The organism is Niallia sp. Sow4_A1 (genome assembly GCF_052116745.1).
Lineage (GTDB): Bacteria > Bacillota > Bacilli > Bacillales > Cytobacillaceae > Niallia > Niallia hominis.
This window is the reverse complement of the sequence record NZ_JBQKKM010000009.1, coordinates 44,788-68,905: the sequence shown is the minus strand read 5'-3', so window position 1 is coordinate 68,905 and position 24,118 is coordinate 44,788. Positions and strand designations below refer to the sequence as shown.

General features: G+C 35.5%; 29 protein-coding genes. All 29 read left to right on the top strand.

Annotated features, from left to right (window positions below; translation table 11 throughout):
* Positions 1 to 6: 6 nt before the first annotated feature.
* The 29 genes from flgD to frr all read left to right on the top strand — a co-directional run bounded on the left by flgD (position 7) and on the right by frr (position 23,785).
* A complete protein-coding gene (gene flgD, locus ACTQ5K_RS07195; RefSeq protein WP_441993804.1) occupies positions 7 to 645 on the top strand; it encodes a flagellar hook assembly protein FlgD in 639 nt (212 codons plus the stop codon).
* Between the two features lie 11 nt (positions 646 to 656).
* Entirely contained in the window at positions 657 to 1,058 is a 402-nt protein-coding gene (locus ACTQ5K_RS07190; protein WP_235247683.1) for a TIGR02530 family flagellar biosynthesis protein, read from the top strand.
* Between the two features lie 77 nt (positions 1,059 to 1,135).
* Positions 1,136 to 2,020: a flagellar basal body rod protein FlgG gene (gene flgG, locus ACTQ5K_RS07185; RefSeq protein WP_031534496.1), complete on the top strand. Its 885-nt coding sequence runs from the start codon at positions 1,136 to 1,138 to the stop codon at positions 2,018 to 2,020.
* A 52-nt stretch (positions 2,021 to 2,072) separates the two neighbouring features.
* Positions 2,073 to 2,294, top strand: coding sequence for a flagellar FlbD family protein (locus ACTQ5K_RS07180; protein WP_031534498.1), 222 nt, complete (start codon positions 2,073 to 2,075; stop codon positions 2,292 to 2,294).
* Complete coding sequence (gene fliL, locus ACTQ5K_RS07175) at positions 2,284 to 2,712, top strand: flagellar basal body-associated protein FliL (protein WP_031534500.1); 429 nt, start codon at positions 2,284 to 2,286, stop codon at positions 2,710 to 2,712. The genes ACTQ5K_RS07180 and fliL overlap by 11 nt, the downstream gene beginning before the upstream one ends.
* Before the next feature lie 32 nt (positions 2,713 to 2,744).
* Entirely contained in the window at positions 2,745 to 3,743 is a 999-nt protein-coding gene (fliM, locus tag ACTQ5K_RS07170) for a flagellar motor switch protein FliM (protein ID WP_031534501.1), read from the top strand.
* The gene (gene fliY, locus ACTQ5K_RS07165; RefSeq protein WP_349204036.1) at positions 3,733 to 4,962 is read left to right on the top strand and encodes a flagellar motor switch phosphatase FliY; all 1,230 of its coding nucleotides are present in this window, start codon (positions 3,733 to 3,735) and stop codon (positions 4,960 to 4,962) included. Before fliM ends, fliY begins: the two co-directional genes overlap by 11 nt.
* A 20-nt stretch (positions 4,963 to 4,982) precedes the next feature.
* Positions 4,983 to 5,345, top strand: coding sequence for a response regulator (locus tag ACTQ5K_RS07160; RefSeq protein ID WP_031534505.1), 363 nt, complete (start codon positions 4,983 to 4,985; stop codon positions 5,343 to 5,345).
* 24 nt (positions 5,346 to 5,369) lie between these two features.
* Complete coding sequence (locus tag ACTQ5K_RS07155) at positions 5,370 to 6,107, top strand: flagellar biosynthetic protein FliO (protein WP_031534506.1); 738 nt, start codon at positions 5,370 to 5,372, stop codon at positions 6,105 to 6,107.
* A complete protein-coding gene (gene fliP, locus ACTQ5K_RS07150; protein ID WP_031534508.1) occupies positions 6,100 to 6,765 on the top strand; it encodes a flagellar type III secretion system pore protein FliP in 666 nt (221 codons plus the stop codon). Before ACTQ5K_RS07155 ends, fliP begins: the two co-directional genes overlap by 8 nt.
* 12 nt (positions 6,766 to 6,777) lie before the next feature.
* A complete protein-coding gene (gene fliQ / locus ACTQ5K_RS07145; protein WP_031534510.1) occupies positions 6,778 to 7,047 on the top strand; it encodes a flagellar biosynthesis protein FliQ in 270 nt (89 codons plus the stop codon).
* 7 nt (positions 7,048 to 7,054) lie between these two features.
* The gene (fliR, locus tag ACTQ5K_RS07140; RefSeq protein WP_031534512.1) at positions 7,055 to 7,834 is read left to right on the top strand and encodes a flagellar biosynthetic protein FliR; all 780 of its coding nucleotides are present in this window, start codon (positions 7,055 to 7,057) and stop codon (positions 7,832 to 7,834) included.
* Complete coding sequence (gene flhB / locus ACTQ5K_RS07135; RefSeq protein WP_031534514.1) at positions 7,835 to 8,914, top strand: flagellar biosynthesis protein FlhB; 1,080 nt, start codon at positions 7,835 to 7,837, stop codon at positions 8,912 to 8,914.
* Between the two features lie 73 nt (positions 8,915 to 8,987).
* Positions 8,988 to 11,024 (top strand): flagellar biosynthesis protein FlhA, encoded by a 2,037-nt coding sequence (gene flhA, locus ACTQ5K_RS07130; protein ID WP_031534518.1) that lies wholly within the window; start codon positions 8,988 to 8,990, stop codon positions 11,022 to 11,024.
* Positions 11,021 to 12,211, top strand: coding sequence for a flagellar biosynthesis protein FlhF (flhF, locus tag ACTQ5K_RS07125; RefSeq protein ID WP_031534520.1), 1,191 nt, complete (start codon positions 11,021 to 11,023; stop codon positions 12,209 to 12,211). The genes flhA and flhF overlap by 4 nt, the downstream gene beginning before the upstream one ends.
* Positions 12,212 to 12,213: 2 nt before the next feature.
* Positions 12,214 to 13,092, top strand: coding sequence for a MinD/ParA family protein (locus ACTQ5K_RS07120; RefSeq protein ID WP_441993803.1), 879 nt, complete (start codon positions 12,214 to 12,216; stop codon positions 13,090 to 13,092).
* 12 nt (positions 13,093 to 13,104) lie between these two features.
* Positions 13,105 to 14,214: a protein-glutamate methylesterase/protein-glutamine glutaminase gene (locus ACTQ5K_RS07115; protein WP_031534523.1), complete on the top strand. Its 1,110-nt coding sequence runs from the start codon at positions 13,105 to 13,107 to the stop codon at positions 14,212 to 14,214.
* A gap of 21 nt (positions 14,215 to 14,235) precedes the next feature.
* Entirely contained in the window at positions 14,236 to 16,299 is a 2,064-nt protein-coding gene (locus ACTQ5K_RS07110) for a chemotaxis protein CheA (protein ID WP_031534524.1), read from the top strand.
* A gap of 179 nt (positions 16,300 to 16,478) precedes the next feature.
* A complete protein-coding gene (locus tag ACTQ5K_RS07105; protein WP_035415917.1) occupies positions 16,479 to 16,955 on the top strand; it encodes a chemotaxis protein CheW in 477 nt (158 codons plus the stop codon).
* 2 nt (positions 16,956 to 16,957) lie between these two features.
* Positions 16,958 to 17,596, top strand: coding sequence for a chemotaxis protein CheC (locus tag ACTQ5K_RS07100; RefSeq protein WP_031534528.1), 639 nt, complete (start codon positions 16,958 to 16,960; stop codon positions 17,594 to 17,596).
* Positions 17,589 to 18,086 carry a chemotaxis protein CheD gene (locus ACTQ5K_RS07095; protein ID WP_081836533.1) on the top strand — a complete coding sequence of 166 codons (498 nt, stop codon included), beginning with the start codon at positions 17,589 to 17,591 and terminating at the stop codon, positions 18,084 to 18,086. Before ACTQ5K_RS07100 ends, ACTQ5K_RS07095 begins: the two co-directional genes overlap by 8 nt.
* A gap of 568 nt (positions 18,087 to 18,654) precedes the next feature.
* Positions 18,655 to 18,795 (top strand): hypothetical protein, encoded by a 141-nt coding sequence (locus ACTQ5K_RS07090; protein WP_204375760.1) that lies wholly within the window; start codon positions 18,655 to 18,657, stop codon positions 18,793 to 18,795.
* A 13-nt stretch (positions 18,796 to 18,808) separates the two neighbouring features.
* The gene (locus tag ACTQ5K_RS07085) at positions 18,809 to 19,573 is read left to right on the top strand and encodes a FliA/WhiG family RNA polymerase sigma factor (protein WP_031534531.1); all 765 of its coding nucleotides are present in this window, start codon (positions 18,809 to 18,811) and stop codon (positions 19,571 to 19,573) included.
* Between the two features lie 18 nt (positions 19,574 to 19,591).
* Positions 19,592 to 19,900, top strand: a complete 309-nt coding sequence (locus tag ACTQ5K_RS07080; RefSeq protein WP_031534533.1) for a hypothetical protein — start codon at positions 19,592 to 19,594, stop codon at positions 19,898 to 19,900.
* Between the two features lie 9 nt (positions 19,901 to 19,909).
* A complete protein-coding gene (locus tag ACTQ5K_RS07075) occupies positions 19,910 to 20,473 on the top strand; it encodes a hypothetical protein (RefSeq protein WP_031534535.1) in 564 nt (187 codons plus the stop codon).
* Between the two features lie 150 nt (positions 20,474 to 20,623).
* The gene (gene rpsB / locus ACTQ5K_RS07070) at positions 20,624 to 21,325 is read left to right on the top strand and encodes a 30S ribosomal protein S2 (protein ID WP_031534537.1); all 702 of its coding nucleotides are present in this window, start codon (positions 20,624 to 20,626) and stop codon (positions 21,323 to 21,325) included.
* A gap of 197 nt (positions 21,326 to 21,522) precedes the next feature.
* Positions 21,523 to 22,407, top strand: a complete 885-nt coding sequence (tsf, locus tag ACTQ5K_RS07065; protein ID WP_031534538.1) for a translation elongation factor Ts — start codon at positions 21,523 to 21,525, stop codon at positions 22,405 to 22,407.
* Positions 22,408 to 22,500: 93 nt separating this feature from the next.
* A complete protein-coding gene (gene pyrH / locus ACTQ5K_RS07060) occupies positions 22,501 to 23,235 on the top strand; it encodes a UMP kinase (protein ID WP_031534539.1) in 735 nt (244 codons plus the stop codon).
* Positions 23,228 to 23,785, top strand: a complete 558-nt coding sequence (gene frr / locus ACTQ5K_RS07055) for a ribosome recycling factor (protein WP_031534542.1) — start codon at positions 23,228 to 23,230, stop codon at positions 23,783 to 23,785. The genes pyrH and frr overlap by 8 nt, the downstream gene beginning before the upstream one ends.
* Positions 23,786 to 24,118: the final 333 nt, after the last annotated feature.

The following is a 24,118-nucleotide window of genomic DNA, read 5'->3' as shown; positions in this document are numbered from 1 at the left end:
TAAAAGATGGCAAATACAATTAATGATTCTTCTCTTTATTTATCAGACTATCAGAAATCAAATAATTCTACTGGCAGTTCGTCTTTAGGAAAAGATGATTTCTTGAAAATTTTGATTACTCAATTGCAAAACCAAGACCCAACTAGTCCGATGGATGATAAAGAGTTTATCGCACAGATGGCTCAATTCTCAAGCTTAGAACAAATGCAAAATTTGAATACATCTATGACAAACTTAATTTCCCTGCAAACACAGTCCAATTTAATTTCTTATGGACAATTTATGGGGCAAGATGTGAATTGGAGCAAGGTAGAAACCGATGACGAAGGGAACAGTACGACAACTTCTGGAGTAGGAAAAGTAAGCTCCATTGCTTATACAGAAGATAGCGTCGTATTTACACTAGAAGATGGAACACAAGTTACTCCAGCAAATATATCGAGCATGAGTTCAAGCTCTTCAGAAAACAATCTAGTACTAGCAAGCCAGTTAATTGGAAAAACGGTTTCTTATTACAATGAAAATAAGGAAGAAGTGAGTAGCAAAGTTCAGTCTGTATCTTTAAAAAATGGACAAATACTACTAACATTAGATGATGAGGCGGGGAGCCAAATTACCTCAGGACAAATTACAAAAATTGAATAGGAAGTGATTAGATGGATAAGCCTATTTATCCCTCCATAAAATCACAAGCTGCTATTAAAAATGGTATTGAGGCGATTAAATCCAAGTCAACTGTGCATAAAGCACAAAATCTCACATCGTTTTCGACTCATTTCCATCAGTCCATTTCATCCTTAAATACGCTGAATATTAGTAAACATGCAAACGAGAGACTTCAGCAACGGGGGATTGAAATAGATGATGCCAAATGGAAGGCGATAGAAGAAAAAGTTACCCAAGCAAAGAAAATGGGAATAAAAGAATCACTCATACTTTTAAATAATGCCGCATTAATCGTAAGCGCAAAAAACAATACGGTAATTACAGCAATGGATCGTGACGAAGCGACAGATCAAATTTTCACTAATATAAATGGAACAATCATTATGAATTAAAAAAAGGCTGGACCAAAAATGGAGGCCAAAAGCTGCTGAGTGATAGAGGCAGTTCATTCGAAGGGAGATAATTATACATGTTACGTTCATTATATTCAGGAATCAGTGGAATGAAAAACTTTCAAACAAAATTAGATGTTACTGGTAATAATATCGCAAACGTAAATACGTATGGATTTAAAAAAGGTCGTGTGACGTTTAGTGATTTAATAAGTCAAACAACAGCATCTGCAACTGCACCGTCAGCAACAACAGGGGGGATTAATGCAAAACAGGTTGGGCTAGGTGCACAAATTGCTTCTGTCGATACATTGCATACTCAAGGTAGCATGCAGACAACGGGTAGAATATTAGACTTAGCTATTTCAGGAGATGGTTATTTTGTATTAAGATCACCAGGCTCTACTACAGATTACTATACAAGAGCTGGTAATTTCTACTTGGATGGAGATCGTAATATTGTGGCGACAAATGGTATGGTGTTACAAGTAGAAAATGGAATTACCGATGTTACAGTTACTACAGATGAAGATGGTAATACAGATACAACAGTAGAGAGAGCTGGGGAAAATACTACATCGGGAACAAAAATTCCTGAAACTGCACAAAGTTATAGTATATCTGCAGATGGAAAAATCAGTTATGTTGATGAAAATGGTGAGACTCAAGAAGCTGGACAAATTGTCATGGCGAAAGTAGCAAACCCAGAAGGTTTAACGAAATCTGGAGCAAATTTATATCAAGCTTCTAATAACTCAGGTGATTTAGCTACTGGTGGACTTGTAACATCTGGTGTTGCTGGAACAGGTTCCATTAACAGTGGATTCCTTGAAATGTCGAACGTTGACCTATCAGAAGAATTCACAGATATGATTGTTTCTCAAAGAGGATTTCAAGCAAACACTAAAATTATTACAACTTCTGATGAAATTCTTCAAGAACTAGTTAACTTAAAACGATAATTTTAATTGGAGGGGAAGAGGCTTTCCGTTAGGTTAGCCTCGCATATAAAAAATGATACATTTAACTCGACTAAACGGGAAAAAGTTTTTATTAAATGCTTTATTTATTGAAACAGTCGAATCCTTTCCTGATACAACTATTACTTTAACAAATGGAAATAAATTTGTTGTTAAAGAAAGGGAAGAGGAAGTTTTAGAGAAAATGAATCATTTTTTTCAAAAGGTGAACCTCTTCGGATTACCACATGTGGGAGAGAAGGACGATGAAGAATAATAAAGTTATTATTACAATGCTTGTTTTATTACTAGTCATAACACTAGCCGGAGCTGGAGCATTCATTTATATTTGGAAATTCACTGGCGATGAGAAGGACAAAGAACCTTCGATTGAAGAAATCTTGGAATCCTCTGTTGAAATGGAAGAAATTACGACGAACTTAGCATCCGATAATTTCATTAGAATATCCTTTACGATTCAGACAGATAGTAAGAAGGCGAAGGAAGAACTAGAAAAACGGGACTTCCAAGTGAAAAATATTATTATTCAAGAGCTATCTGAGAAAACTACAGAAGACTTAAAAGGAAAAAAAGGACAAATTCAATTAGAGAACGATCTCAAGGATAAGATTAACGAACTGATGCAAGAAGGCAAGGTAGTCCAAGTTTATATTGTAAACTCTCTACTCCAATAAAATAAAAGAGAAAAAGATGGAGGTGAGTAATTTTGTCAGCTGATATTTTATCCCAAAATGAAATAGATGCCCTTCTTTCTGCACTATCCTCTGGTGAGATGGATGCAGATGAATTGAAGAAAGAGCAGCAGGAAAAAAAGGTTAAGGTCTATGATTTTAAAAGAGCATTAAGATTCTCGAAGGATCAGATTCGAAGTTTAACAAGGATCCATGAAAATTATGCTAGATTATTAACTACCTTTTTCTCTGCACAATTAAGAACATATGTGCAAATTACAGTTACATCAGCAGATCAAATTCCATATGAAGAGTTCATTCGCTCGATTCCTAAAATGACCATTTTAAATGTGTTCGATGTTCCACCACTAGAGGGAAGAATCCTGATGGAAGTGAATCCTAATATAGCCTATGCTATGATGGATCGAATGATGGGTGGGAGAGGCAGCAGTATCAATAAAGTCGAAAATTTGACAGAAATTGAAACAAAAATAATGTCAAATACTTTTGAAAGTGCCTTTGATCACTTTAGGGAGGCAATGGAAGATCTTATAGAAATTGAACCTAGCCTTGCAGAGTTTGAAGTAAATCCACAGTTTTTACAAATGGTTTCTCCAAATGAAACAGTAGTAGTTATTTCGTTAAGTACTACGATTGGTGAAACGAGTGGAATGATTAATATATGTATTCCCCATGTGGTGCTTGAGCCTATCATGCCAAAGCTATCCGGACATTATTGGATGCAGGCAGAGAAAAAGGAAAGATTGCCTGAATTTACATCTCGTCTTGAAGAGAATATTCAGCAGTCGATTGTGCCATTAGTAGCTGAATTAGGTACATCTGATATTTCTATCCAAGATTTTTTAATGTTGGATATTGGTGATGTAATTGAAATGAATCAAACGATACAACAACCCTTAATTATTAAAGTTGGAGATATCCCTAAATTTATTGGACAACCAGGAAAAGTAAATAAAAAAATGGCCGTTCAGATTTTAGGAACTTTAGAGGAGGGGAAGGAAGATGGTGAGTAAGGATATGCTATCACAAGATGAAATTGATGCTCTCTTAAGGGGAGATACTGTAACAAACGAAAGTCCAGAGATGGATGTAGAAAAGTACTTATCGGATATAGAAAAAGATACGTTGGGGGAAATTGGAAATATATCCTTCGGTAGCTCGGCAACAGCTTTATCTACATTATTAAACCAAAAAGTCGATATTACAACACCAAGTGTTAGTGTAATCTCAAAAAATATGTTATCAGACGAATTTCCGCAGCCCTATGTGGGGATTAGAGTCAATTATACAGAAGGATTTACTGGTATGAATTTACTTGTTATTGAACAAGCGGATGCTGCTGTTATTGCTGACTTAATGCTTGGTGGAGATGGGCTTAATGCTAGTAAGGATATGTTAGATGAAATCCAGTTAAGTGCTGTTCAAGAAGCAATGAACCAAATGATGGGTTCTGCAGCTACATCCATGTCCACCATTTTTAGCAAAAAAGTCGATATATCGCCTCCTAGTATTGATATTTTAGATATAAATCATGGAGAAGGAACGGATACGATTCCGGATGAAGACATTTTTGCGAAAATTTCCTTCCGCATCAGGATAGGAAATTTAATAGATTCTAAAATCATGCAATTATTACAGCTTTCTTTTGCGAAAAATTTAGTAGAAGGATTATTAAATCCAGATATTAAAGAAGAAGGCGTTTCAAATATTCCCGAAGTCGATTATAATTCAGTATATGAGCCAAAAGAACCGATGCAAGAGTCACGTGTACAAAGTAATAATCAGCAAGTATCTAACGAAATGCCTAATAATAATAATCAGGTCAATTATGCCAATACAAATGCTAATCAGAACAACGTGAATCATCAGCAACAATATTTTGGCTCAGGTTCTAATACACAAGGTCCGCCACCCAATGTGCAGCCTGCAGGGTTTTCTAGCTTTGAAATGCAACCACAAATGACGACAGAAACAAAAAATCTAGATATGTTGTTAGATATACCTTTACAAGTAACGGTTGAGCTTGGAAGAACAAAAAGATCCGTTAGAGAAATATTAGAGCTGTCCTCAGGTTCCATTATTGAGTTAGACAAGTTAGCCGGAGAACCAGTGGATATTCTTGTAAATAATCGTTTGGTAGCACAAGGGGAAGTAGTGGTAATTGATGAGAATTTCGGTGTTCGTGTAACCGATATTGTTAGTCAAAAGGATCGATTAAAGAATTTAAAATAATTTTGGGGGTATTGAGGAAAATGGCACAAAAAATACTAATTGTTGATGACGCAGCATTTATGCGAATGATGATCAAGGATATTCTATCAAAGAATGGATATGAAATTGTTGGAGAAGCTGCAGATGGTATGCAAGCAATTGAAAAATTTAAGGAAACACAACCAGATTTAGTAACAATGGACATTACCATGCCAGAAATGGATGGGATTACAGCTTTAAAAGAAATTAAAAAGCTAAACCCAAATGCGAAAGTTATTATGTGTTCAGCAATGGGACAACAAGCGATGGTTATTGATGCAATACAGGCGGGTGCGAAGGATTTTATTGTTAAGCCATTTCAAGCAGATCGTGTATTAGAAGCAATCAGTAAAACATTAGGCTAAAAATGAAAATAGAGGGTGCCGAATGTGAATAAAGTATATTTATTAATTCGTTGTTCACTACTCATCATTGTTCTGCTAGGCTTTGGAACGAAAGCCTATGCAGAACAAATTGATAAAAGTGTATATGATATTTTACATAATGAAAAATCAGAAGAGAACAAAAAGCAAGAAGATGCAAATAAAGATACAACAGAAGAAAGTACGAATGCTGAAGATCAAACATCGGATCAGTCTGAATTACTGCTAGATGAATCAGATAGAGAGGAATCAGGTTCCATTGGTGTTACCATTTGGGATTTTATTAAGATGATCTTTGCAACCATATTTGTCATTTTTTTAATGTATTTTATTCTGCGATTTATCAATAAAAGAAATCATGGTTATAAGAACGCGCAAATTATTGAAAATATTGGTGGTACTGGCTTAGGTTCCAATCGATCCATTCAATTAATAAAAGTAGGGAATCGATTACTAATAGTAGGTGTTGGAGATAGTATTCAATTAATTAAAGAGATTGATGATGAACAAGAGTATAAAGAAATTTTAGAAGAATATAATCGGAAATTAGATCAGCTAGTACAACCAAGCGATATTGTGACAAAGGTGAAGAAGATAGTAGCTTCCGGTCATTCTACATCGAAGCCAAAAGAGTCTTTTACTATGCGTTTGTCAAAAGAACTAGAGCGAATATCGAGAGAACGTAAGGAAAAGATGGATGTACTGGAGAAGAAAAAGAAAGGAACGTCTGAAAAAAATGAATGAGTTTATGCAGTTGTTTAGTAACAATGATCCAGGAAATGTTTCAACTTCTGTTCAATTGTTATTATTATTAACCGTCCTTTCTTTAGCACCTAGTATCATCATTTTACTAACTAGTTTTACGAGAATAGTGATTGTTCTTTCCTTTGTCAGAACGGCGCTTGCAACACAGCAAATGCCTCCTAATCAAGTAATTGTTGGGTTAGCTTTGTTTTTAACATTTTTTATTATGGCTCCAACTTTTCAGGAAGTAAACGATAAAGCACTGACCCCTTTATTTAATGAAGAAATTACATTAGAGGAAGCATATGATAACGCAGCATTACCCTTTAAAGAATTTATGAGTAAGCACACGCGTCAGAAAGACTTAGCGCTGTTTTTAAACTATTCGAATGCAGAAGCTCCTGAATCAATTGAAGATATTCCTTTAACTACAATGGTTCCTGCTTTTGCAATTAGTGAATTAAAAACAGCCTTTCAAATAGGATTTATGATTTTTATCCCATTTTTAGTCATTGATATGGTTGTTGCAAGTATTCTGATGTCTATGGGGATGATGATGTTACCACCTGTTATGATTTCCTTGCCGTTTAAAATTCTACTTTTCATTATGGTAGATGGTTGGTATCTAGTTGTAAAATCACTGTTAGAAAGTTTTTAAGAAGGTGAAAAAATGTCACAGGAAATGGTTATTTCCATTGCTGAGAAAGGTATACTTACCGTTTTAATTGTCAGTGGTCCATTGTTAATTATTGCTTTAGCAGTTGGACTAATAATCAGTATTTTTCAAGCTACAACACAAATTCAAGAACAGACTTTGGCCTTTGTACCAAAAATCGTAGCTGTTCTTGTTGGGCTTGTTTTCTTTGGATCATGGATGTTAAGTCACATGCTTTCCTATACGAAAGATATATTTTCGAATCTAACAAGGTTTATTGGTTAGAAAGATGATGGATGAACTTTTATCAAATTTTCCAGCATTTTTACTTATCGTCGTTCGGGTTACTTCGTTCTTTTTAATGTTGCCTATATTTTCTTATCGGACGATTCCTACATCTTTTAAAGTAGGTTTAGGCTTTTTTTTATCTTTAATTATGTTTTGGGGAATGGATGTGCCAACACTAGCAATTGATTCAACCTACTACTTTCTTATTATGAAAGAAGCCATGGTAGGGATACTAATTGGATTTGTTGCCTATATGTTGTTTGCTGCCATTCAAATCGCAGGTGGTTTTATAGATTTTCAAATGGGATTTGCTATTGCAAATGTCATAGATCCCCAAACAGGTACGCAAAGTCCACTTACTGGTCAATATTTAACCATTATTGCTATGTTCTTTTTGTTAGCATCTAATGGTCACCATTTGTTATTAGATGGAATTTTTTATAGCTATCAATATATACCGCTAGACCAGGCTTGGATTCATTTTGGTGATGGGAATTTGGCAGAATTTCTCCTTAAAACATTCAGTTTAATGTTTGTAATTGCCTTTCAAATGTCCATTCCTATTGTCGGGAGCATCTTTCTTGTTGATGTGGGATTAGGAATTGTCGCAAGAACCGTTCCACAATTAAATATCTTTGTTGTTGGGGTTCCCATTAAACTAATTGCAGGCTTAGTCATTCTCTTTATTGTTATAGGGGTACTCATGTCTTCCGTCTCTCATTTATTCTCGTCCATTTTAACAACAATGAGGGGAATAATGAACATATTAGGAGGTGGTGGATAAATGAAACTCCTACGAGTGAATCTACAGTACTTTGCAGGAGAAAAAACAGAAAAAGCTACTCCTAAGAAAAGACAAGATACTAGAAAAAAAGGACAAGTTGCAAAAAGTCAGGACGTTAATACAGCACTTGTTCTTTTAGTTGTATTTGGTGTATTAAGCTTCACAGGTGGATATCTTTTAGATGGATTAATGTCCATTCTCACTTTTACTTTTAGTGATTTTACGAACATTAACACTTCTGTAAATTCTATGCAGGCCTTGTTTTTAGATATTGTGAAGGAAGCTGCACTTCTATTAAGCCCTATTTTAATTGCAGCCCTTGTTGGGGGCATCGTAGCTAATTATATGCAAGTTGGTGTTTTGTTCTCGCCCGAAGCAATTAAATTGAAATTAGAAAAAATAAATCCTCTGTCAGGATTTAAGAGAATGTTTTCCCTTCGCTCTATTGTTGAGCTCTTAAAGTCTTTGCTTAAAATTACGGTAATCGGCATCGTTGTTTTTTCTGTTCTATGGGGAAAAATGGATGAAATCCTTATTCTTTCCCATAAATCAATCGGTTCTATTGCAGTGACAATTGCTAAATTGACCGTGCAAATGGGACTTTATGCGTCCGTTGCACTGTTAGTCATATCGCTAATGGACTATATGTATCAACGATATGACTATGAAAAAAATATTCGGATGTCAAAGCAAGACATTAAAGATGAATATAAAAACATGGAGGGGGACCCATTATTAAAGTCAAAAATAAAACAAAAGCAAAGAGAAATGGCGATGCACCGAATGATGCAGGATGTGCCTTCTGCAGATGTAGTCATTACTAATCCCACTCATTATGCAATTTGTTTAAAATATGATGAGGAAAAGTATGATGCACCCTATGTTGTTGCCAAGGGAGTAGATTTTATTGCACAAAAAATAAAGCTAGTGGCAAAAGAAAATAATGTTGTGATGGTAGAAAATCGTCCATTAGCACGAGCTATGTATAATCAAGTAGAGATAGGAGATTTAGTGCCTGAAGAATTTTATAAAGCAGTTGCGGAAATTCTTGCTATTGTCTACCAGACGAGAGATAAATAATGCGAGAATTATTAGTAAATGAATTATTGTAAATAATAAGGAATCAAATGTGCGTTTTTAAGGAGCGGAAGAAATGGCAAGGAAAGACTTAATCGTAGTGATAGGAGTAATTCTCATTATTGCAATGTTAATTATTCCATTTCCAACGTGGTTATTAAGTGTTCTTATCTTACTTAATATTACATTGGCGCTACTCATCCTATTATTAACTATGAATATGAGTGAAGCTCTCGAATTCTCTATTTTCCCTTCGCTTTTGCTATTAACAACCCTTTTTCGACTAGGGCTTAATGTATCCACTACTAGATCCATTTTATCTACAGGGGATGCAGGTGGGGTAGTACATACCTTTGGAACCTTTGTTATTGGCGGAAATATTGTTGTTGGGTTAGTGGTCTTTTTAATTCTGGTTATCATTCAATTTGTAGTTATTACGAAAGGTTCAGAGCGTGTATCAGAAGTCGCAGCTCGTTTTACATTAGATGCTATGCCAGGGAAGCAAATGAGTATTGATGCTGATTTAAATGCTGGAATTATTTCCGAGCAAGAAGCAAGACAGCGTCGAGAAAAAGTAAGTAGAGAAGCAGATTTTTACGGTTCTATGGATGGTGCCAGTAAATTCGTTAAAGGGGATGCCATTGCTGGTATTATTATTGTTTTTATCAACCTGATTTTTGGAATTGTAATTGGAATGACCCAGCTTGGAATGGCAACCGCAGATGCTGCCCAGCACTTTTCTTTACTTTCAGTAGGGGACGGAATTGTCAGCCAAATACCTGCATTATTAATTTCTACTGCAACAGGTATTGTGGTAACAAGAGCTGCTTCTGAAGGTAACCTAGGTTCTGATATTACATCACAGCTAATGGCTTATCCGAAAATGCTGTATGTTGCTGGCGGAACCATTTTTCTCTTAGGATTATTTACACCGATAGATGACTTTTTAACCATTCCTATTGCAGGACTTCTTATCTTTGGTGCCTATTACTTGTCGATAAAGCCAAAGCCTGATTTGGAGCAGATGCAAGAGATGGAGGAAGAAATACAGACAGATGAGTTGAAGAGTCCAGAAAGTGTCGTTAGTTTATTAAATGTGGATCCAATTGAATTTGAGTTTGGATATGGACTGATTCCGCTTGCAGATGCTAATCAAGGTGGAGACCTGTTAGATCGAGTTGTTATGATTAGGAGACAACTAGCAATAGAATTAGGACTGGTAATACCTGTTGTCCGTATAAGAGATAATATTCAATTACAGCCAAATGAATATCGGTTAAAAATAAAAGGGAATGAGAGAGCGCGCGGAGAGCTATTGTTGGATCATTATTTAGCAATGAGTCCAGGGATGGATGATGATGCTATAGAAGGTATTGATACTATTGAGCCATCCTTTGGGCTACCAGCTAAATGGATTACAGAAAGCACAAAGGAACAAGCAGAAATATTTGGATATACAGTAGTAGATCCGCCATCTGTCGTATCGACCCATATTACGGAGGTTATTAAGGCAAATGCTTATGAATTATTAGGCAGACAAGAGACAAAACAATTAGTGGATCATGTGAAGGAAAGCTACCCAATCTTAATTGAAGAAGTGACACCTAGTCCGTTATCTATAGGAGAAATCCAAAAGGTTCTCGCAAAATTGTTAAAAGAAAATGTTTCTATCCGCAATTTGCCAGTGATTTTTGAAACATTAGCAGACTTTGGGAAGATGACATCTGATACAGATTTACTTGTTGAGTATGTAAGACAATCATTAGCTCGTCAAATAACCAATCAATATTCAAATCAAAATGATTCCCTAAAAGTTGTAACTTTATCAGGAAAAGTGGAAAAACTAATAGTGGATAATATACAACAAACAGAACATGGAAACTTTTTGGCACTTGATCCAAGTGTTTCTCAGTCCATTTTAGAAAGCATCGCAGGACAAATTGAGCAACTGTCTGTCATGGAACAGCTACCGATTCTTTTATGCTCACCAGCTGTTCGTATGTATGTAAGACAATTGACAGAACGCTATTTTCCACAAGTTCCAGTATTATCGTACAATGAATTAGAAGCAAATGTGGAAGTTCAAAGTGTGGGAGTTGTGAATATCGAATGAAAATACAAAAATATATAGCACGTGATATGCCGGAAGCTATGAAAAGAATTCGAGCTGAATTAGGAAATGATGCCGTTATTCTTCATTCTAAAGTGATTTATACAGGAGGCTTCTTAGGCCTTTTTAAAAAAAGAAACATAGAAGTCCTTGCAGCAATTGATCCAAGTGTTTCGGATGTGCCCGTTCCTCAATATAAACAAATGAAGAAGAACGAGGTGCGGCATCCAATATTAATAAAAGAACAACCACCTAACACAAAATCTTTTGATCAACCTAGTATAGATCAGTCAGTGAATGGGAAAGGGAGTGCTGATTATCCGGATATCGTAAAGCAACTTGATGAAATTAATCAACATGTACAAGCATTTGGAGACTTAAGTAGCAATGTCTCCTTCTCCATCCCTACTCCTATAAAAAAAGTAGTGCACCAATTAGCAAAACATGAAATAGAAAAATCCATTAAAGACAGATTGGTTAAAGAACTTGTGGCTAAATGGTATGCAGCAGGGGAAAATGTACAAGAACCTGATGTTTTTAAATGGGCACAACAGCTTCTATTAACGGAAATTTCCTCCTATTCCTTTGGAGAAATCTCTTTATCCAAAAAATATATTAATGTAATTGGTCCTACCGGTGTAGGAAAGACAACAACTTTAGCAAAAATAGCAGCAAATATAATTTTAAAGCAACAAAAAACGGTAGGCTTTATTACGACAGATACATACAGGATTGGAGCGATTGAACAGCTTAAAACATATGCAACTATTTTGGATGTTCCCCTTGAGGTTTGCTATTCGATGGAAGATTTTGAAAACGCAACAAGGAAATTAGAAAATTGCGATATTATTTTAATTGATACAGCAGGAAGAAATTTTCGAAATAAAAAATATGTTGAAGATTTGATGCAAGTTGTCGATTATAAAAGAGAAATGGAAACATTGCTTGTTCTATCGTTGACGGCAAAGCAGAAAGACTTAGAAGAGATATATCAACAATTTTCAGCAATTGAAATCGACTCATTTATTTTTACAAAATTAGACGAAACGTCTTCTTATGGAGCAATGATCAATTTAATCGTTTCATGCAAAAAGGGTGTTGCCTATATTACGACAGGGCAGAATGTTCCTGACGATATTATCCAAGCAACGCCAATAGAGCTGGTAAATAAAATAATTGAGGTAGATTAAGGATGACAGATCAGGCTTCAATCTTAAGAAAAAAAATCGAGCAATTGAATACAAATCGTAAAAATCAGTCCAATCACAAAACATTAGCCATTATAAGTGGAAAAGGTGGGGTTGGGAAATCAAATTTTTCTCTTAATTTTGCCCTCACGTTACAAAAACGGGGCTACCGTACATTGTTAATTGACATGGATATAGGAATGGGCAATATTGATATTTTAATGGGAACCCAATCTCGTTTTACAATCGTTGATTTTTTTAGAAATAATATCGGCTTTGAGAATATTATTACAAAGGGGTTCGAGGGACTAGATTATATTGCAGGTGGTTCTGGACTTAGTGATTTTGTTAATATCGAGGAGGAGAAGCTTGAAAGTTTCTTTCAGCATTTTCATATGTTGTTAAGCCAATATGATTATATCCTCCTTGATATGGGAGCAGGAATCAGTACGGATTCCTTAAAATTCATATTATCTGTTGATGATTGTATTGTCATCACTACGCCGGAACCGACATCGATAACAGATGCTTATGCAGCGATGAAATTCATTCATACGAGGAACAATACACTTCCATTGTATCTTGTCGTTAATCGTACGATAACGAAAAAAGATGGAGTGGAGACACTCCAAAAGCTTAGTCAAGTAGTGAAACAATTTTTACATCGAGATCTTATTAACCTAGGCTATATTCCAGATGATACAAATGTTGCACAGGCTGTCAGAAAACAAATTCCTTTCGTCTTTTTTAATGAAAAATCAGAAGCATCTAAAGCTTTGCGTGAAATTGCCGATAGATATGGTAAACAACAGTTTACAGAATCTCATCTAGTTAATAGACACTCTTTTGTGTCAAAATTAAAAAGGTTTTTGTTTGAAAGGTAGTTGGGGATTAAAGTGGAGAAAATAAAGGTTCTCGTTATTGACGATTCTGCATTTATGCGGAAGCTAATTACTGATTTTCTTTCTGAAGACACGAGAATAACCGTTATTGGCACCGCTAGAAATGGCGAGGATGGCATTAAAAAAGTCAAGGAATTAGCTCCTGATGTGGTAACTCTTGATGTTGAGATGCCAGTATTAGATGGACTAAGTGCTTTAAAGAGAATGATGGCAGAGCATCCTGTACCAGTTCTAATGCTTTCAAGTATAACGAAGGCGGGAGCGGAAAGTACCATTCAGGCAATGCAGGCAGGTGCAATTGATTTTATTACAAAGCCATCTGGTTCTATTTCTCTAGATTTATATAAAGTAAAGCAGGAATTAATAGAAAAAATAATTTTGGCAAGCAATGTAAAGCGAAAAACATTAATAAATCTCTCTAATGAAGGAAAAAAGACTATTCCTTCACAATCTTCTTATAGTAAAATGGAACCAAGCGAAGAAAAAGAGAAAGTAGTACAAAAGATAGGTTTTTCAGATAAATGGATGAAACCTATGAAAAAAGTAGTGGTTATTGGAACATCGACAGGTGGTCCAAGAGCGTTGCAAAAAGTTTTAACTAGTTTACCAAGTGATATAGAAGCACCGATTTTAGTCGTTCAGCATATGCCAGCAGGATTTACCCGTTCGCTTGCAAATCGCCTTAATACGTTATCGGCGATTACAGTAAAGGAGGCCGAACATGGCGAAATTATCCGTAATGGTGTTGCCTATATCGCGCCAGGTGGTTTGCATTTAAAGGTAAAGACAGCTGGAGGTCATACAGCCATTGTGTTGGACGAAGCAGCACCTCTAAACGGTCATCGGCCATCAGTAGATGTAATGTTTGAGTCTGTTAGCGAATTGAAAGCCTATGCAAAAATTGCAGTTATTATGACTGGTATGGGTTCTGATGGTACAGAGGGTTTAAAGAAATTAGCAAGACAAGGCTATCTAAAGGCTATCGCTGAGTCGCAAGAAACATGTATAGTTTTTGGAATGCCTAAAACAGCTATTGCCACGAATTATATAGATGATATTCAAAAGGTAGATCAAATTGCGGAAACTATTATGAAATATGTATAACGTCAAGGGATGTGAAGCAAGGTGGAAATGAGTCAGTATTTAGAAGTTTTTATTGAAGAGAGTAAAGAACATTTACAAGCATGTAATGAACATCTATTAGAATTGGAAAAGGATCCTGAGAATTTACAAATAGTAAATGAGATTTTCCGTGCAGCCCATACTTTAAAAGGGATGTCGGCGACAATGGGGTATGAGGACTTAGCAAGCTTAACCCATCAAATGGAAAATGTGCTTGATGCAATCAGAAATAAGAAGATTGTTTTTTCTCCAGAAATATTGGATGTCATTTTCTTAGCTGTCGATGATCTTGATGCGATGGTAGAATCAATTGCTAGTGGTGGAGACGGAAAGAGAAATGTAGAGGAAGTTGTTGAAAAGCTTGTTCAAATCGAAAAAGGTGAACCGATAAATCAACTTAAGAAAGCGGAGGTTGAGGTTGCCGCTACTACTATAGAAAAAGCTCCAGCAAGAGAAAATCATTATGATCAATTTGAAACGACCGTATTACAACAATCAGCAGATCAAGGTTTTTTTACTTATGAAATTAATATTACATTGAAAAGCGACTGTTTATTAAAAGCTGCAAGAGTATATATGATTTTTGAAGCTTTAGAATCATTAGGAGAAGTTGTTAAATCGGTGCCAGCTGTAGATGAGCTAGAGGAAGAAAAGTTTGATTATGACTTTATGGTAACTCTTATATCAAAAGAAGCAGCTAATAAAATAGAAACATCTATCATGAAAGTTTCAGAAGTAGAAAAGGTAGAAGTAAGAGAGTTTTTTGCAACTAGTATATCAGGTAAGCAAGCAGACCAATCTACAACTGAAATGAATGTGGTGGAGGAAGGGCAGGAAGAAAAGAAAAATACTCCTGTTGCAGAAAATGATGCTCCTGCAGAAAATAAGCAGCCAGAGAAACAAACGGCGACTAAAATTTCGAATAAGACCATTCGTGTTAATATTGAGCGTTTAGATATTTTGATGAATCTTTTTGAGGAGCTTGTTATAGACAGAGGAAGATTAGAGCAAATATCTTCTAATCTCAAAGATCAAGAGCTGCATGAAACCGTGGAGAGAATGTCAAGAGTAACAGGAGACCTGCAAAATATTATTTTGAATATGCGAATGGTTCCTGTTGAAACCGTGTTTAATCGTTTTCCAAGAATGGTAAGACAGCTTGCTCGTGATTTAAATAAGAAAATTGACTTGCAAATCATTGGTGCTGAAACAGAACTCGATCGTACGGTTATTGACGAAATTGGCGATCCGTTAGTTCATTTAATCCGCAATGCGCTTGATCATGGAGTGGAAACACCAGAGGTTAGAAGAGCAAATAATAAACATGAAGAAGGGACAGTCGTTCTTCGTGCATATCATAGCGGGAACCATGTTTTTATTGAGCTCGAAGATGATGGAGCAGGGATAAATAAAGAGAAAGTTCTTTCTAAAGCTATTAATAAAGGCATTGTTTCAAAAGAAATAGCTAAGACATTAACGGATTCGCAAATTGCTGAACTTATTTTTGCATCTGGGTTTTCTACCGCAGACCAAATCTCAGATATTTCGGGACGTGGCGTAGGACTTGATGTTGTAAAAAATACAATAGAATCTTTAGGTGGTTCCATCACAATCGAATCAGAAGAAGGAAAAGGATCGCTATTCTCTATTCAATTACCATTAACCCTATCGATTATTTCTGTAATGCTAGTAGAAATTCAAGCTGAAAAGTATGCCATTCCATTGTCATCGATTATTGAGACAGCCATTGTTTATAAAAAGGATGTAATGCATGCCCATAATCAGACAGTCATTGATTTCCGAGGTAAAGTGGTTCCATTATTATTCTTAAAAGATATTTTTGATGTTCCATCAACAAAAGCGGAAAGTGAATATTATTCAGTTGTTATCGTAAGAAAAGGAGAAAAACTCGCAGGTCTTGTTGTGGATGGATTTATCGGACAGCAAGAAGTTGTATTAAAGTCATTAGGTGCTTACCTTTCAAGTGCATATGCAATATCTGGGGCAACCATTTTGGGTGATGGACAAGTAGCACTAATAATGGATTGTAATGCATTAATTAAATAATTCTCTTATAAAAGATGTATGTCTATGTAGCAAACATAATACCCATTAATATGGCAAACACATCAAATGGTGGAAATGTTAATGCATGCTATAAAATGACATAAAGCATCACTTAGGTGATGATAAAGACTCTTTGGCTTTAGTATGTAGATAAGGTTAATTGGAGAGGGATGAAAAAGATGAGTGATGCAGTTTCAACAGACGAAAAATTAATAATATTTGAATTGAAAGGAAAGGAATATGCTATTTCTGTCAATGAAGTCATGTCCATTGAAAAGAATATGCATATTACTAGAATTCCAAATATCGCTCCTTTTGTTAAAGGTGTGATTAATTTAAGAGGAGTAGTAACGCCGATTATTGATTTACGGCTTCGGTTTAATTTGGAAGAAATTCCTTACACAGAAAGTACAAGAATCATCATTATTATGTTAGAAGATATGGAAGTAGGCATTATTGTTGATTCAGCCAATGATGTTGTAGATGTAGATACTGCTTTATATGAGCCAGCTCCAGAAACCATTAATGGGGATGAGGTTGATTATATTAAAGGGGTAGTCAAGCTTGATAAACGTTTACTAATTCTTGTAGATTTAGAAAAAGTGTTTGACCGCACTATTTTAAGAAATTATTCTACTACTAAAAGTGATGAATAAGCATGGGTTATATAAATGATATTGATTCAATGAAGCTTGATGTATTAAGAGAAATTGGTAATATTGGGGCAGGACACGCTGCAACCTCTTTGTCAAAGCTCCTTAATAAAAAGATTGATATGAAGGTGCCTGATGTTCAAATTGTAACATTTGATGAAATGATGGAAATGGCTGGAGGGGCAGATAATATTGTTGCAGGAGTTTTCTTAAGAATAGAGGGCGATGTTCCTGGAAGTATGTTCTTTATTCTTCCTATCGAGCAGGCAACTAAATTTGTCCAGGATATGATTGGAGATACTTCTGTTAACTTTGCACTGCCATATGATGAGTTATCTATTTCAGCATTACAGGAATTGGGAAATATTTTATCTGGTTCCTATTTATCTTCCTTATCCGATTTCACGCAGCTATCCTTATATCCATCTGTTCCAGCGCTTGCCATTGACATGGTTGGCGCGATTGTTACATATGGATTAGTCGAACATTCACAAGTAAGCGATTATGCAATTGTCATCAATACAGAATTGAATGGAGAAGATATTAAGCTTTCTGATACTGTAAATGGACATTTCTTTTTATTGCCTGATCCAGACTCTTTTAGCACATTATTTCAGTCATTAGGAGTGAAAGATGGTGACTGAACAGACTACAGTGATAAAAGTTGGAATTGCTGATATGAATGTGGTACATCCTCCTAACACGATTCGAACCTCAGGACTCGGATCCTGTGTAGGAATTGTATTATATAGTCCAATGAAATCTATTGCTGGATTAGCACATATCATGCTGCCAGAAGCGTCTATTTCAAAATCTGGAACTATAAATAAGGCTAAATTTGCAGATACAGCGATTATTGAATTAGTGGAACGTTTAGAAGGGTTAGGGGTAAAAAGACATTCCTTATTAGCCAAAATTGCTGGCGGAGCGCAAATGTTTCAGTTTAATGGAACAAGCGATGTTATGAGAATAGGTCCTAGAAATGTAGAAGCAGTGAAAAATACATTGGAAGCATTAAGGATTAAAATAGTTAGTGAAGATGTAGGGGGGAATAGCGGAAGAACAATTGAATTTTCCCCAGCTACCCATCAATTAACGATTCGTACGGTGAACAAAGGAATACATATTATCTAAGTTGGACGAAAGTAGTTTGTTTAATGAACCGAATAGGAGTGAAGAATAAGACTGTCTCTCGTTAAAAAGAATTCCTATTCTATAGGTTATTCTTTGTTAAGAGCTAGTCTTTTTTTGCTGCTTTTTTATTGAATAAATACTATAGCAGTTTAACTGGAATGCTCCCATCGAGATTCTGTGAACATATTGTGGCCGAAAAGAAAACTTCTTATTTTTGAAGCAAATTTATAATAAGTCTTTATACCTATTTTTTGTAGCGGTATTAGAAAGGATAGATAAAAAATCATGTCTTCTGCTAAAATCAATAGTGAAATATATACATAAAAAGGGACGAAGTATCTTAATTATAATTCTTATTTTTTTGCTGAATGGATAGGAATGTAAAGGATAAAAATAAAAAGCACGAAAATGAAAAAATGGGACGACCTATTCTCTGTTCCTACTCCTAAACATAAGTAAGACTCTCACTTCTTGCTTTTTATAATTCAAAAGATAACAGGGAGACGAACCGTCCTTACATGTCCGAGGATTCAGCTGACCATTAGTGGGAGAAGGGGAAAGCCTGCTGATGAGTGTTCATTTTAGTGAATGGCTTTATAAATGTAGTTTTCTTGTAGAAAAAGGAAAGGAAAGAATGAAAGTCTCTTTCTCCTTTACGATTATAGACAGAAAAGATTTAGTGCGAATGTTAATGTTCACTGTTTTTTAGAGGAGGGTATTTAATGGCCAATGAGTCAACAACAGAAGAAAAGCAAGCATGGGAATTGTGGATTAGTTCGAGAGATCAAGAAGCAGGCAACCAGTTAATAAAGAAGTATATGCCTTTAGTTAGTTTTCATGTGCAAAGAATATCCATAGGATTACCGAAAAGTGTGTCGCGAGACGAATTAACGAGCCTCGGGATGATGGGTTTATATGATGCTTTACAACGATTTGATCCAAATAGAGACTTAAAGTTTGATACATATGCATCTTTTCGGATTAGAGGAAGTATTATTGATGGCCTTCGGAAGGAAGACTGGTTATCAAGGGGGACAAGGGAAAAGTCAAAGAAGATTGAAGCCGCAATTGAAAAACTGGAACAAAAATTAATGAGAAATATCACTGCACAGGAAGTTGCTGATGAATTAGGCACAAGTGTTGAAGAAGTGTATAGTACGATGAATGAACACTTTTTTGCCAACGTGCTATCTATTGATGAGCAGCTAAATGAGGGGGAGGAGAAAGAGGCACAAAGTTTTTCAATCCGAGATGATAAAACCATTATTCCAGAAGAAAAAGTTATCAAGGATGAATTAGTGCAAGAAATGGCAGAAAAAATTCAGGAGCTAAATGAGAAAGAACAGCTTGTTATTAGTTTGTTTTATAAAGAGGAATTAACGTTAACGGAAATTGGACAAGTAATGAATTTATCCACTTCAAGAATATCGCAGATACATTCAAAAGCTATCTTTAAATTAAGGCATTCTTTAGAAAAAGTAATCTAATGAAATGGGTGAAGGCATATGAGTTTGAAGGCAATAGAAATGCAAGTTGCTCTACCAAGAACTTATGATGCAGGAAAGCTTCAAGAACAACAAGATCAGAAACATCAGCAAATGTATTCTTTCGCTGCCAAAGAAGCTGGAAAAGAAGAGGAAAGAAAAAGAATAACGGTCATAAAGGGAGAAGGAAAGGGAAAAGTCAATTCTAATAAAAAGGGAGATAAACACCTTCACGAACAAACAAGGAGTGAAGAAAAGAAGGAGTTTAACGAAATAGAGAATACCACGATACACCCATATAAGGGACAAAGTATCGACTTTAGTGGATAGAGGGATAAAATGGTTAACTTTTTACTTTTTTTAAGCATTACATTAAATTTAATCGCTATACTTAGTATTGTCATTTTATATCTTAGACAAAATCGGTTTGTCGACATAGAAAAAGAACAGAAAAAGAATATAGAGGAAATGGAAGAAATAATTTCTACCTTTATATCGGAAATTAAAGAGGATAATGAACAGTTTATCGAAAAGCTTTATTCATTCCAACCTAAAGTAATACAACAGGAGAAGCGAGAGGAAAAAGAGATGGATGATGCGACAAACGTTGACTTTAAGCCGAAAGAGTTGAAAGGGAATAAAGCCATGTTAAATGTATATAAAAATACCTCTCCTTCTCCGTCTGAACGAGAAAATAATAAAGAAGATAGACTAGAGAAGGAAGATATGGAAGAGCTGTTGAACTTAATCCTTCCGCCAGAGAAAGAAAAGAAGGAAAAGTCTATTGCTGAATTAGCCTCTGAGATGCAAGCAGAAGGAAAAAGCATTGAGGAAATAGCGAAAACATTAAATAAAGGGAAGACAGAAATGGAGCTACTCCTTAAATTTAGACAAAATTCGTAAATATACTTGATTGTATGTAGTACATATGCTATATTAACAAATGGTGTTAATACACACGCTTTTGGATTTAATCATTGGTGCTGTATTATTTACAGTTTTGATTAAAAATGAAAAAAGCGGAGGAAATCAAAACCATTAGGAGGAAAAAACATGTCAGTTATTTCAATGAAACAATTACTTGAAGCTGGTGTACATTTCGGTCACCAAACTCGCCGTTGGAACCCAAAAATGAAAAAATATATTTTCACAGAGCGTAACGGCATTTACATCATCGACCTTCAAAAAACAGTTAAAAAGGTTGAAGAAGCTTATAACTATGTGAAAGAATTAGCTGGAAACGGCGGTACAGTTCTTTTCGTTGGTACGAAAAAGCAAGCACAAGATTCAGTTAAAGAGGAAGCTATCCGTTCTGGTCAATACTATGTAAACCAACGCTGGTTAGGTGGAACTTTAACTAACTTTGAAACGATTCAAAAGCGTATTGCTCGTCTTAAAGATATCGAAAGAATGTCTGAAGATGGCACTTTTGAAGTACTTCCTAAAAAAGAAGTAGTTCAATTAAACAAAGAGCTTGAGCGTTTAGAAAAATTCCTAGGCGGAATTAAAGATATGAAGAAGATTCCTGACTGCTTATTCATCGTAGATCCACGTAAAGAACGTATTGCAGTTGCAGAAGCTCATAAATTAAATATTCCAATCGTTGGTATTGTTGATACTAACTGTGATCCAGACGAAATTGATGTTGTTATTCCTGCGAATGATGATGCAATCCGTGCTGTTAAATTATTAACTGCAAAAATGGCAGATGCAATTCTTGAAGCTAAACAAGGCGAAGAAGTAACTTCTGCTTAATAGAACCGCATGACTTGTTACGAATGAGTTTAGGATCAATTTGATTGAACTTAATGGATAATAAGTATTTGTTTAGGGACTTGTGGAAAAGGTGATAAAGAGCATCCCTCTTATCACCTTTTTTTCAAGCATCCTGCTTAAAAGTGAAATAAAATGGTAAAAAAAATAATACATAAACCTTAAGGAGGCAAATTACTATGGCTGTTACAGCTCAAATGGTAAAAGAACTACGTGAAAAAACTGGTGCTGGAATGATGGATTGTAAAAAAGCACTTACTGAAACGAATGGAGATTTAGATAAAGCGATTGACTTCTTACGTGAAAAAGGTATTGCAAGTGCTGCTAAGAAAGCAGACCGTGTAGCTGCTGAAGGTTCAACTTATATCGCTGTAGAAGGTAATGAAGCAGTTATTCTTGAAGTAAACTCTGAAACTGATTTCGTTGCGAAAAACGAAGGTTTTCAAAACTTAGTAAACGAACTTGCTACACATTTATTAGCAACTAAACCTGCAACTGTAGAAGAAGCACATGCTTCAAACATTACGGAAGGTACAACAGTTGAATCACATATCAATGCAGCAATCGCTAAAATCGGTGAAAAATTATCTCTACGTCGTTTTGAAATCAAAACAAAAACAGATAATGATTCATTTGGTGCTTATCTTCACATGGGCGGACGCATTGGTGTTCTAACTGTATTAGAAGGAACTACTGATGATTCTGCTGCTAAAGATGTTGCGATGCACATTGCTGCATTAAATCCTAAATATGTATCTCGTGACCAAGTTTCTCAAGAAGAAGTGGCACATGAGAAAGAAGTATTAACACAACAAGCGCTTAACGAAGGAAAACCAGCTAAAATCGTTGAGAAAATGGTTGAAGGCCGCTTAAGCAAATATTTTGAAGATGTATGTGCACTTGATCAAACATTTGTTAAAAACCCTGACCAAAAGGTTCGTCAATTTGTAGAATCTAAAGGTGCTACTTTACGTGAATTCGTTCGTTACGAAGTGGGAGAAGGAATCGAAAAACGTGAAGATAACTTCGCTGAAGAAGTTATGAACCAAGTAAATAAGAAATAATAATAAATAAATGATTGATTAATTCATGTTATCATAGGGGGCACCACGGTGTTCCCTATTTTTCAAGATATTTCAAATATAGCGGAGGTTTCCATGAGTAGTAATCCAAAATATAAACGTGTTGTTCTGAAATTAAGTGGTGAAGCATTAGCTGGTGAAGCTGGATTTGGTATCAATCCAAGTGTAATCAAAAACGTAGCACAGCAAGTGAAGGAAGTTGCAGATCTTGGTGTAGAAGCGGCTGTAGTTGTTGGCGGTGGAAATATTTGGCGCGGTAAAATCGGGGAAGAAATGGGAATGGACCGAGCGAACGCTGATTATATGGGAATGCTTGCTACTGTTATGAATTCATTGGCACTTCAAGATAGTTTAGAGCAAATGGGCATTGAAACACGTGTACAATCTTCAATTGAAATGAGACAGGTAGCGGAGCCTTATATTAGAAGACGTGCCATTCGACATCTTGAGAAGAAACGTGTTGTGATTTTTGCTGCAGGAACTGGAAACCCTTATTTCTCAACAGATACAACAGCTGCCCTAAGAGCTGCTGAAATAGAGGCAGACGTTATTTTAATGGCAAAAAATAATGTGGACGGTGTATATTCAGCAGATCCGAAAGTAGATAAAACTGCAACGAAATTTGAAGAACTTACTTATTTTGATGTGATTAAAGACGGTCTTGCAGTAATGGATTCAACTGCTTCATCATTATGTATGGATAATGACATTCCGTTAATCGTGTTCTCTATCATGGAAGACGGCAATATTAAGAGAGCGGTAATGGGTGAGACAATTGGAACAATCGTGAGGGGGAAAAATAATGCCTAAACAAGTTATTGCAAATACAAAGGAAAAAATGAATAAAGCGATTCAAAGCTATTCACGTGAGCTTGCAAGTATTCGTGCAGGTAGAGCTAATGCTTCCTTATTAGATCGAATTACAGTAGATTATTATGGTGCACCAACACCAATCAATCAAATTGCTGGTATTAGTGTTCCAGAAGCTAGGTTGCTTGTAATTCAACCGTATGATAAAACGATTCTTGGAGATATTGAAAAAGCAATTCTTAAATCTGATATTGGATTAAATCCTTCAAACGATGGAAGTGTTATCCGTCTTTCTATTCCAATGCTTACAGAAGAGCGTCGTAAGGAATTAGTAAAGAACGTGAAAAAAGAGTCCGAAGAAGCGAAAATTGCTATTCGTAATATCCGCCGAGACGGTAATGATGATCTAAAGAAATTAGAAAAAAACGGCGAAATCACAGAAGATGCACTACGCGGCTTTAATGAAGATATCCAAAAATTAACGGATGAATTCATTAGTAAAGTTGATGCGTTAACAAAAGAAAAAGAAAAAGAAATTTTAGAAGTATAACACTGCAAGGTACTAAGGTGTATTCTAATGAGAATTCTTTAGTTGATTCTTACAGCAATGGACACTAAACTTCTGCGGGAAGAGAGGGAAGTGGAAAAATCCCTGCAAGCTATAAGCCAAGGAGGCGCTCCTCCCATTTCTCTCCAAAAAAGCAAGTGTGTCTGGAGCGGAAATCAACGAGATTTGTTTATATGTTGATGAAACCCTCTACTATATAGGGGGTTTTTTTCTTCATCAAATTCATGTCTTTCTTTTCTAAAATTACTTTTTGTCTATTTAAGAGTAAGTTGTTTAAAGCAGATAAGAGAGGGAATAACTTCCTCCAGCTAGCAA

Excerpts from the sequence above, each read along its gene's own strand:
- fliQ (WP_031534510.1), top strand. The coding sequence starts at position 6,778 with ATGTCACAGGAAATGGTTATTTCCATTGCTGAGAAAGGTATACTTACC.
- flhB (WP_031534514.1), top strand. The coding sequence starts at position 7,835 with ATGAAACTCCTACGAGTGAATCTACAGTACTTTGCAGGAGAAAAAACA.
- pyrH (WP_031534539.1), top strand. The coding sequence starts at position 22,501 with ATGAGTAGTAATCCAAAATATAAACGTGTTGTTCTGAAATTAAGTGGT.
- flgD (WP_441993804.1), top strand. The coding sequence starts at position 7 with ATGGCAAATACAATTAATGATTCTTCTCTTTATTTATCAGACTATCAG.
- flgG (WP_031534496.1), top strand. The coding sequence starts at position 1,136 with ATGTTACGTTCATTATATTCAGGAATCAGTGGAATGAAAAACTTTCAA.
- ACTQ5K_RS07085 (WP_031534531.1), top strand. The coding sequence starts at position 18,809 with ATGGCCAATGAGTCAACAACAGAAGAAAAGCAAGCATGGGAATTGTGG.
- fliY (WP_349204036.1), top strand. The coding sequence starts at position 3,733 with ATGGTGAGTAAGGATATGCTATCACAAGATGAAATTGATGCTCTCTTA.
- ACTQ5K_RS07190 (WP_235247683.1), top strand. The coding sequence starts at position 657 with ATGGATAAGCCTATTTATCCCTCCATAAAATCACAAGCTGCTATTAAA.
- rpsB (WP_031534537.1), top strand. The coding sequence starts at position 20,624 with ATGTCAGTTATTTCAATGAAACAATTACTTGAAGCTGGTGTACATTTC.
- frr (WP_031534542.1), top strand. The coding sequence starts at position 23,228 with ATGCCTAAACAAGTTATTGCAAATACAAAGGAAAAAATGAATAAAGCG.
- fliL (WP_031534500.1), top strand. The coding sequence starts at position 2,284 with ATGAAGAATAATAAAGTTATTATTACAATGCTTGTTTTATTACTAGTC.
- tsf (WP_031534538.1), top strand. The coding sequence starts at position 21,523 with ATGGCTGTTACAGCTCAAATGGTAAAAGAACTACGTGAAAAAACTGGT.
- ACTQ5K_RS07075 (WP_031534535.1), top strand. The coding sequence starts at position 19,910 with ATGGTTAACTTTTTACTTTTTTTAAGCATTACATTAAATTTAATCGCT.
- ACTQ5K_RS07105 (WP_035415917.1), top strand. The coding sequence starts at position 16,479 with ATGAGTGATGCAGTTTCAACAGACGAAAAATTAATAATATTTGAATTG.
- ACTQ5K_RS07160 (WP_031534505.1), top strand. The coding sequence starts at position 4,983 with ATGGCACAAAAAATACTAATTGTTGATGACGCAGCATTTATGCGAATG.
- ACTQ5K_RS07090 (WP_204375760.1), top strand. The coding sequence starts at position 18,655 with ATGAGTGTTCATTTTAGTGAATGGCTTTATAAATGTAGTTTTCTTGTA.
- ACTQ5K_RS07100 (WP_031534528.1), top strand. The coding sequence starts at position 16,958 with ATGGGTTATATAAATGATATTGATTCAATGAAGCTTGATGTATTAAGA.
- ACTQ5K_RS07120 (WP_441993803.1), top strand. The coding sequence starts at position 12,214 with ATGACAGATCAGGCTTCAATCTTAAGAAAAAAAATCGAGCAATTGAAT.
- flhA (WP_031534518.1), top strand. The coding sequence starts at position 8,988 with ATGGCAAGGAAAGACTTAATCGTAGTGATAGGAGTAATTCTCATTATT.
- ACTQ5K_RS07180 (WP_031534498.1), top strand. The coding sequence starts at position 2,073 with ATGATACATTTAACTCGACTAAACGGGAAAAAGTTTTTATTAAATGCT.
- flhF (WP_031534520.1), top strand. The coding sequence starts at position 11,021 with ATGAAAATACAAAAATATATAGCACGTGATATGCCGGAAGCTATGAAA.
- fliP (WP_031534508.1), top strand. The coding sequence starts at position 6,100 with ATGAATGAGTTTATGCAGTTGTTTAGTAACAATGATCCAGGAAATGTT.
- fliR (WP_031534512.1), top strand. The coding sequence starts at position 7,055 with ATGGATGAACTTTTATCAAATTTTCCAGCATTTTTACTTATCGTCGTT.
- ACTQ5K_RS07080 (WP_031534533.1), top strand. The coding sequence starts at position 19,592 with ATGAGTTTGAAGGCAATAGAAATGCAAGTTGCTCTACCAAGAACTTAT.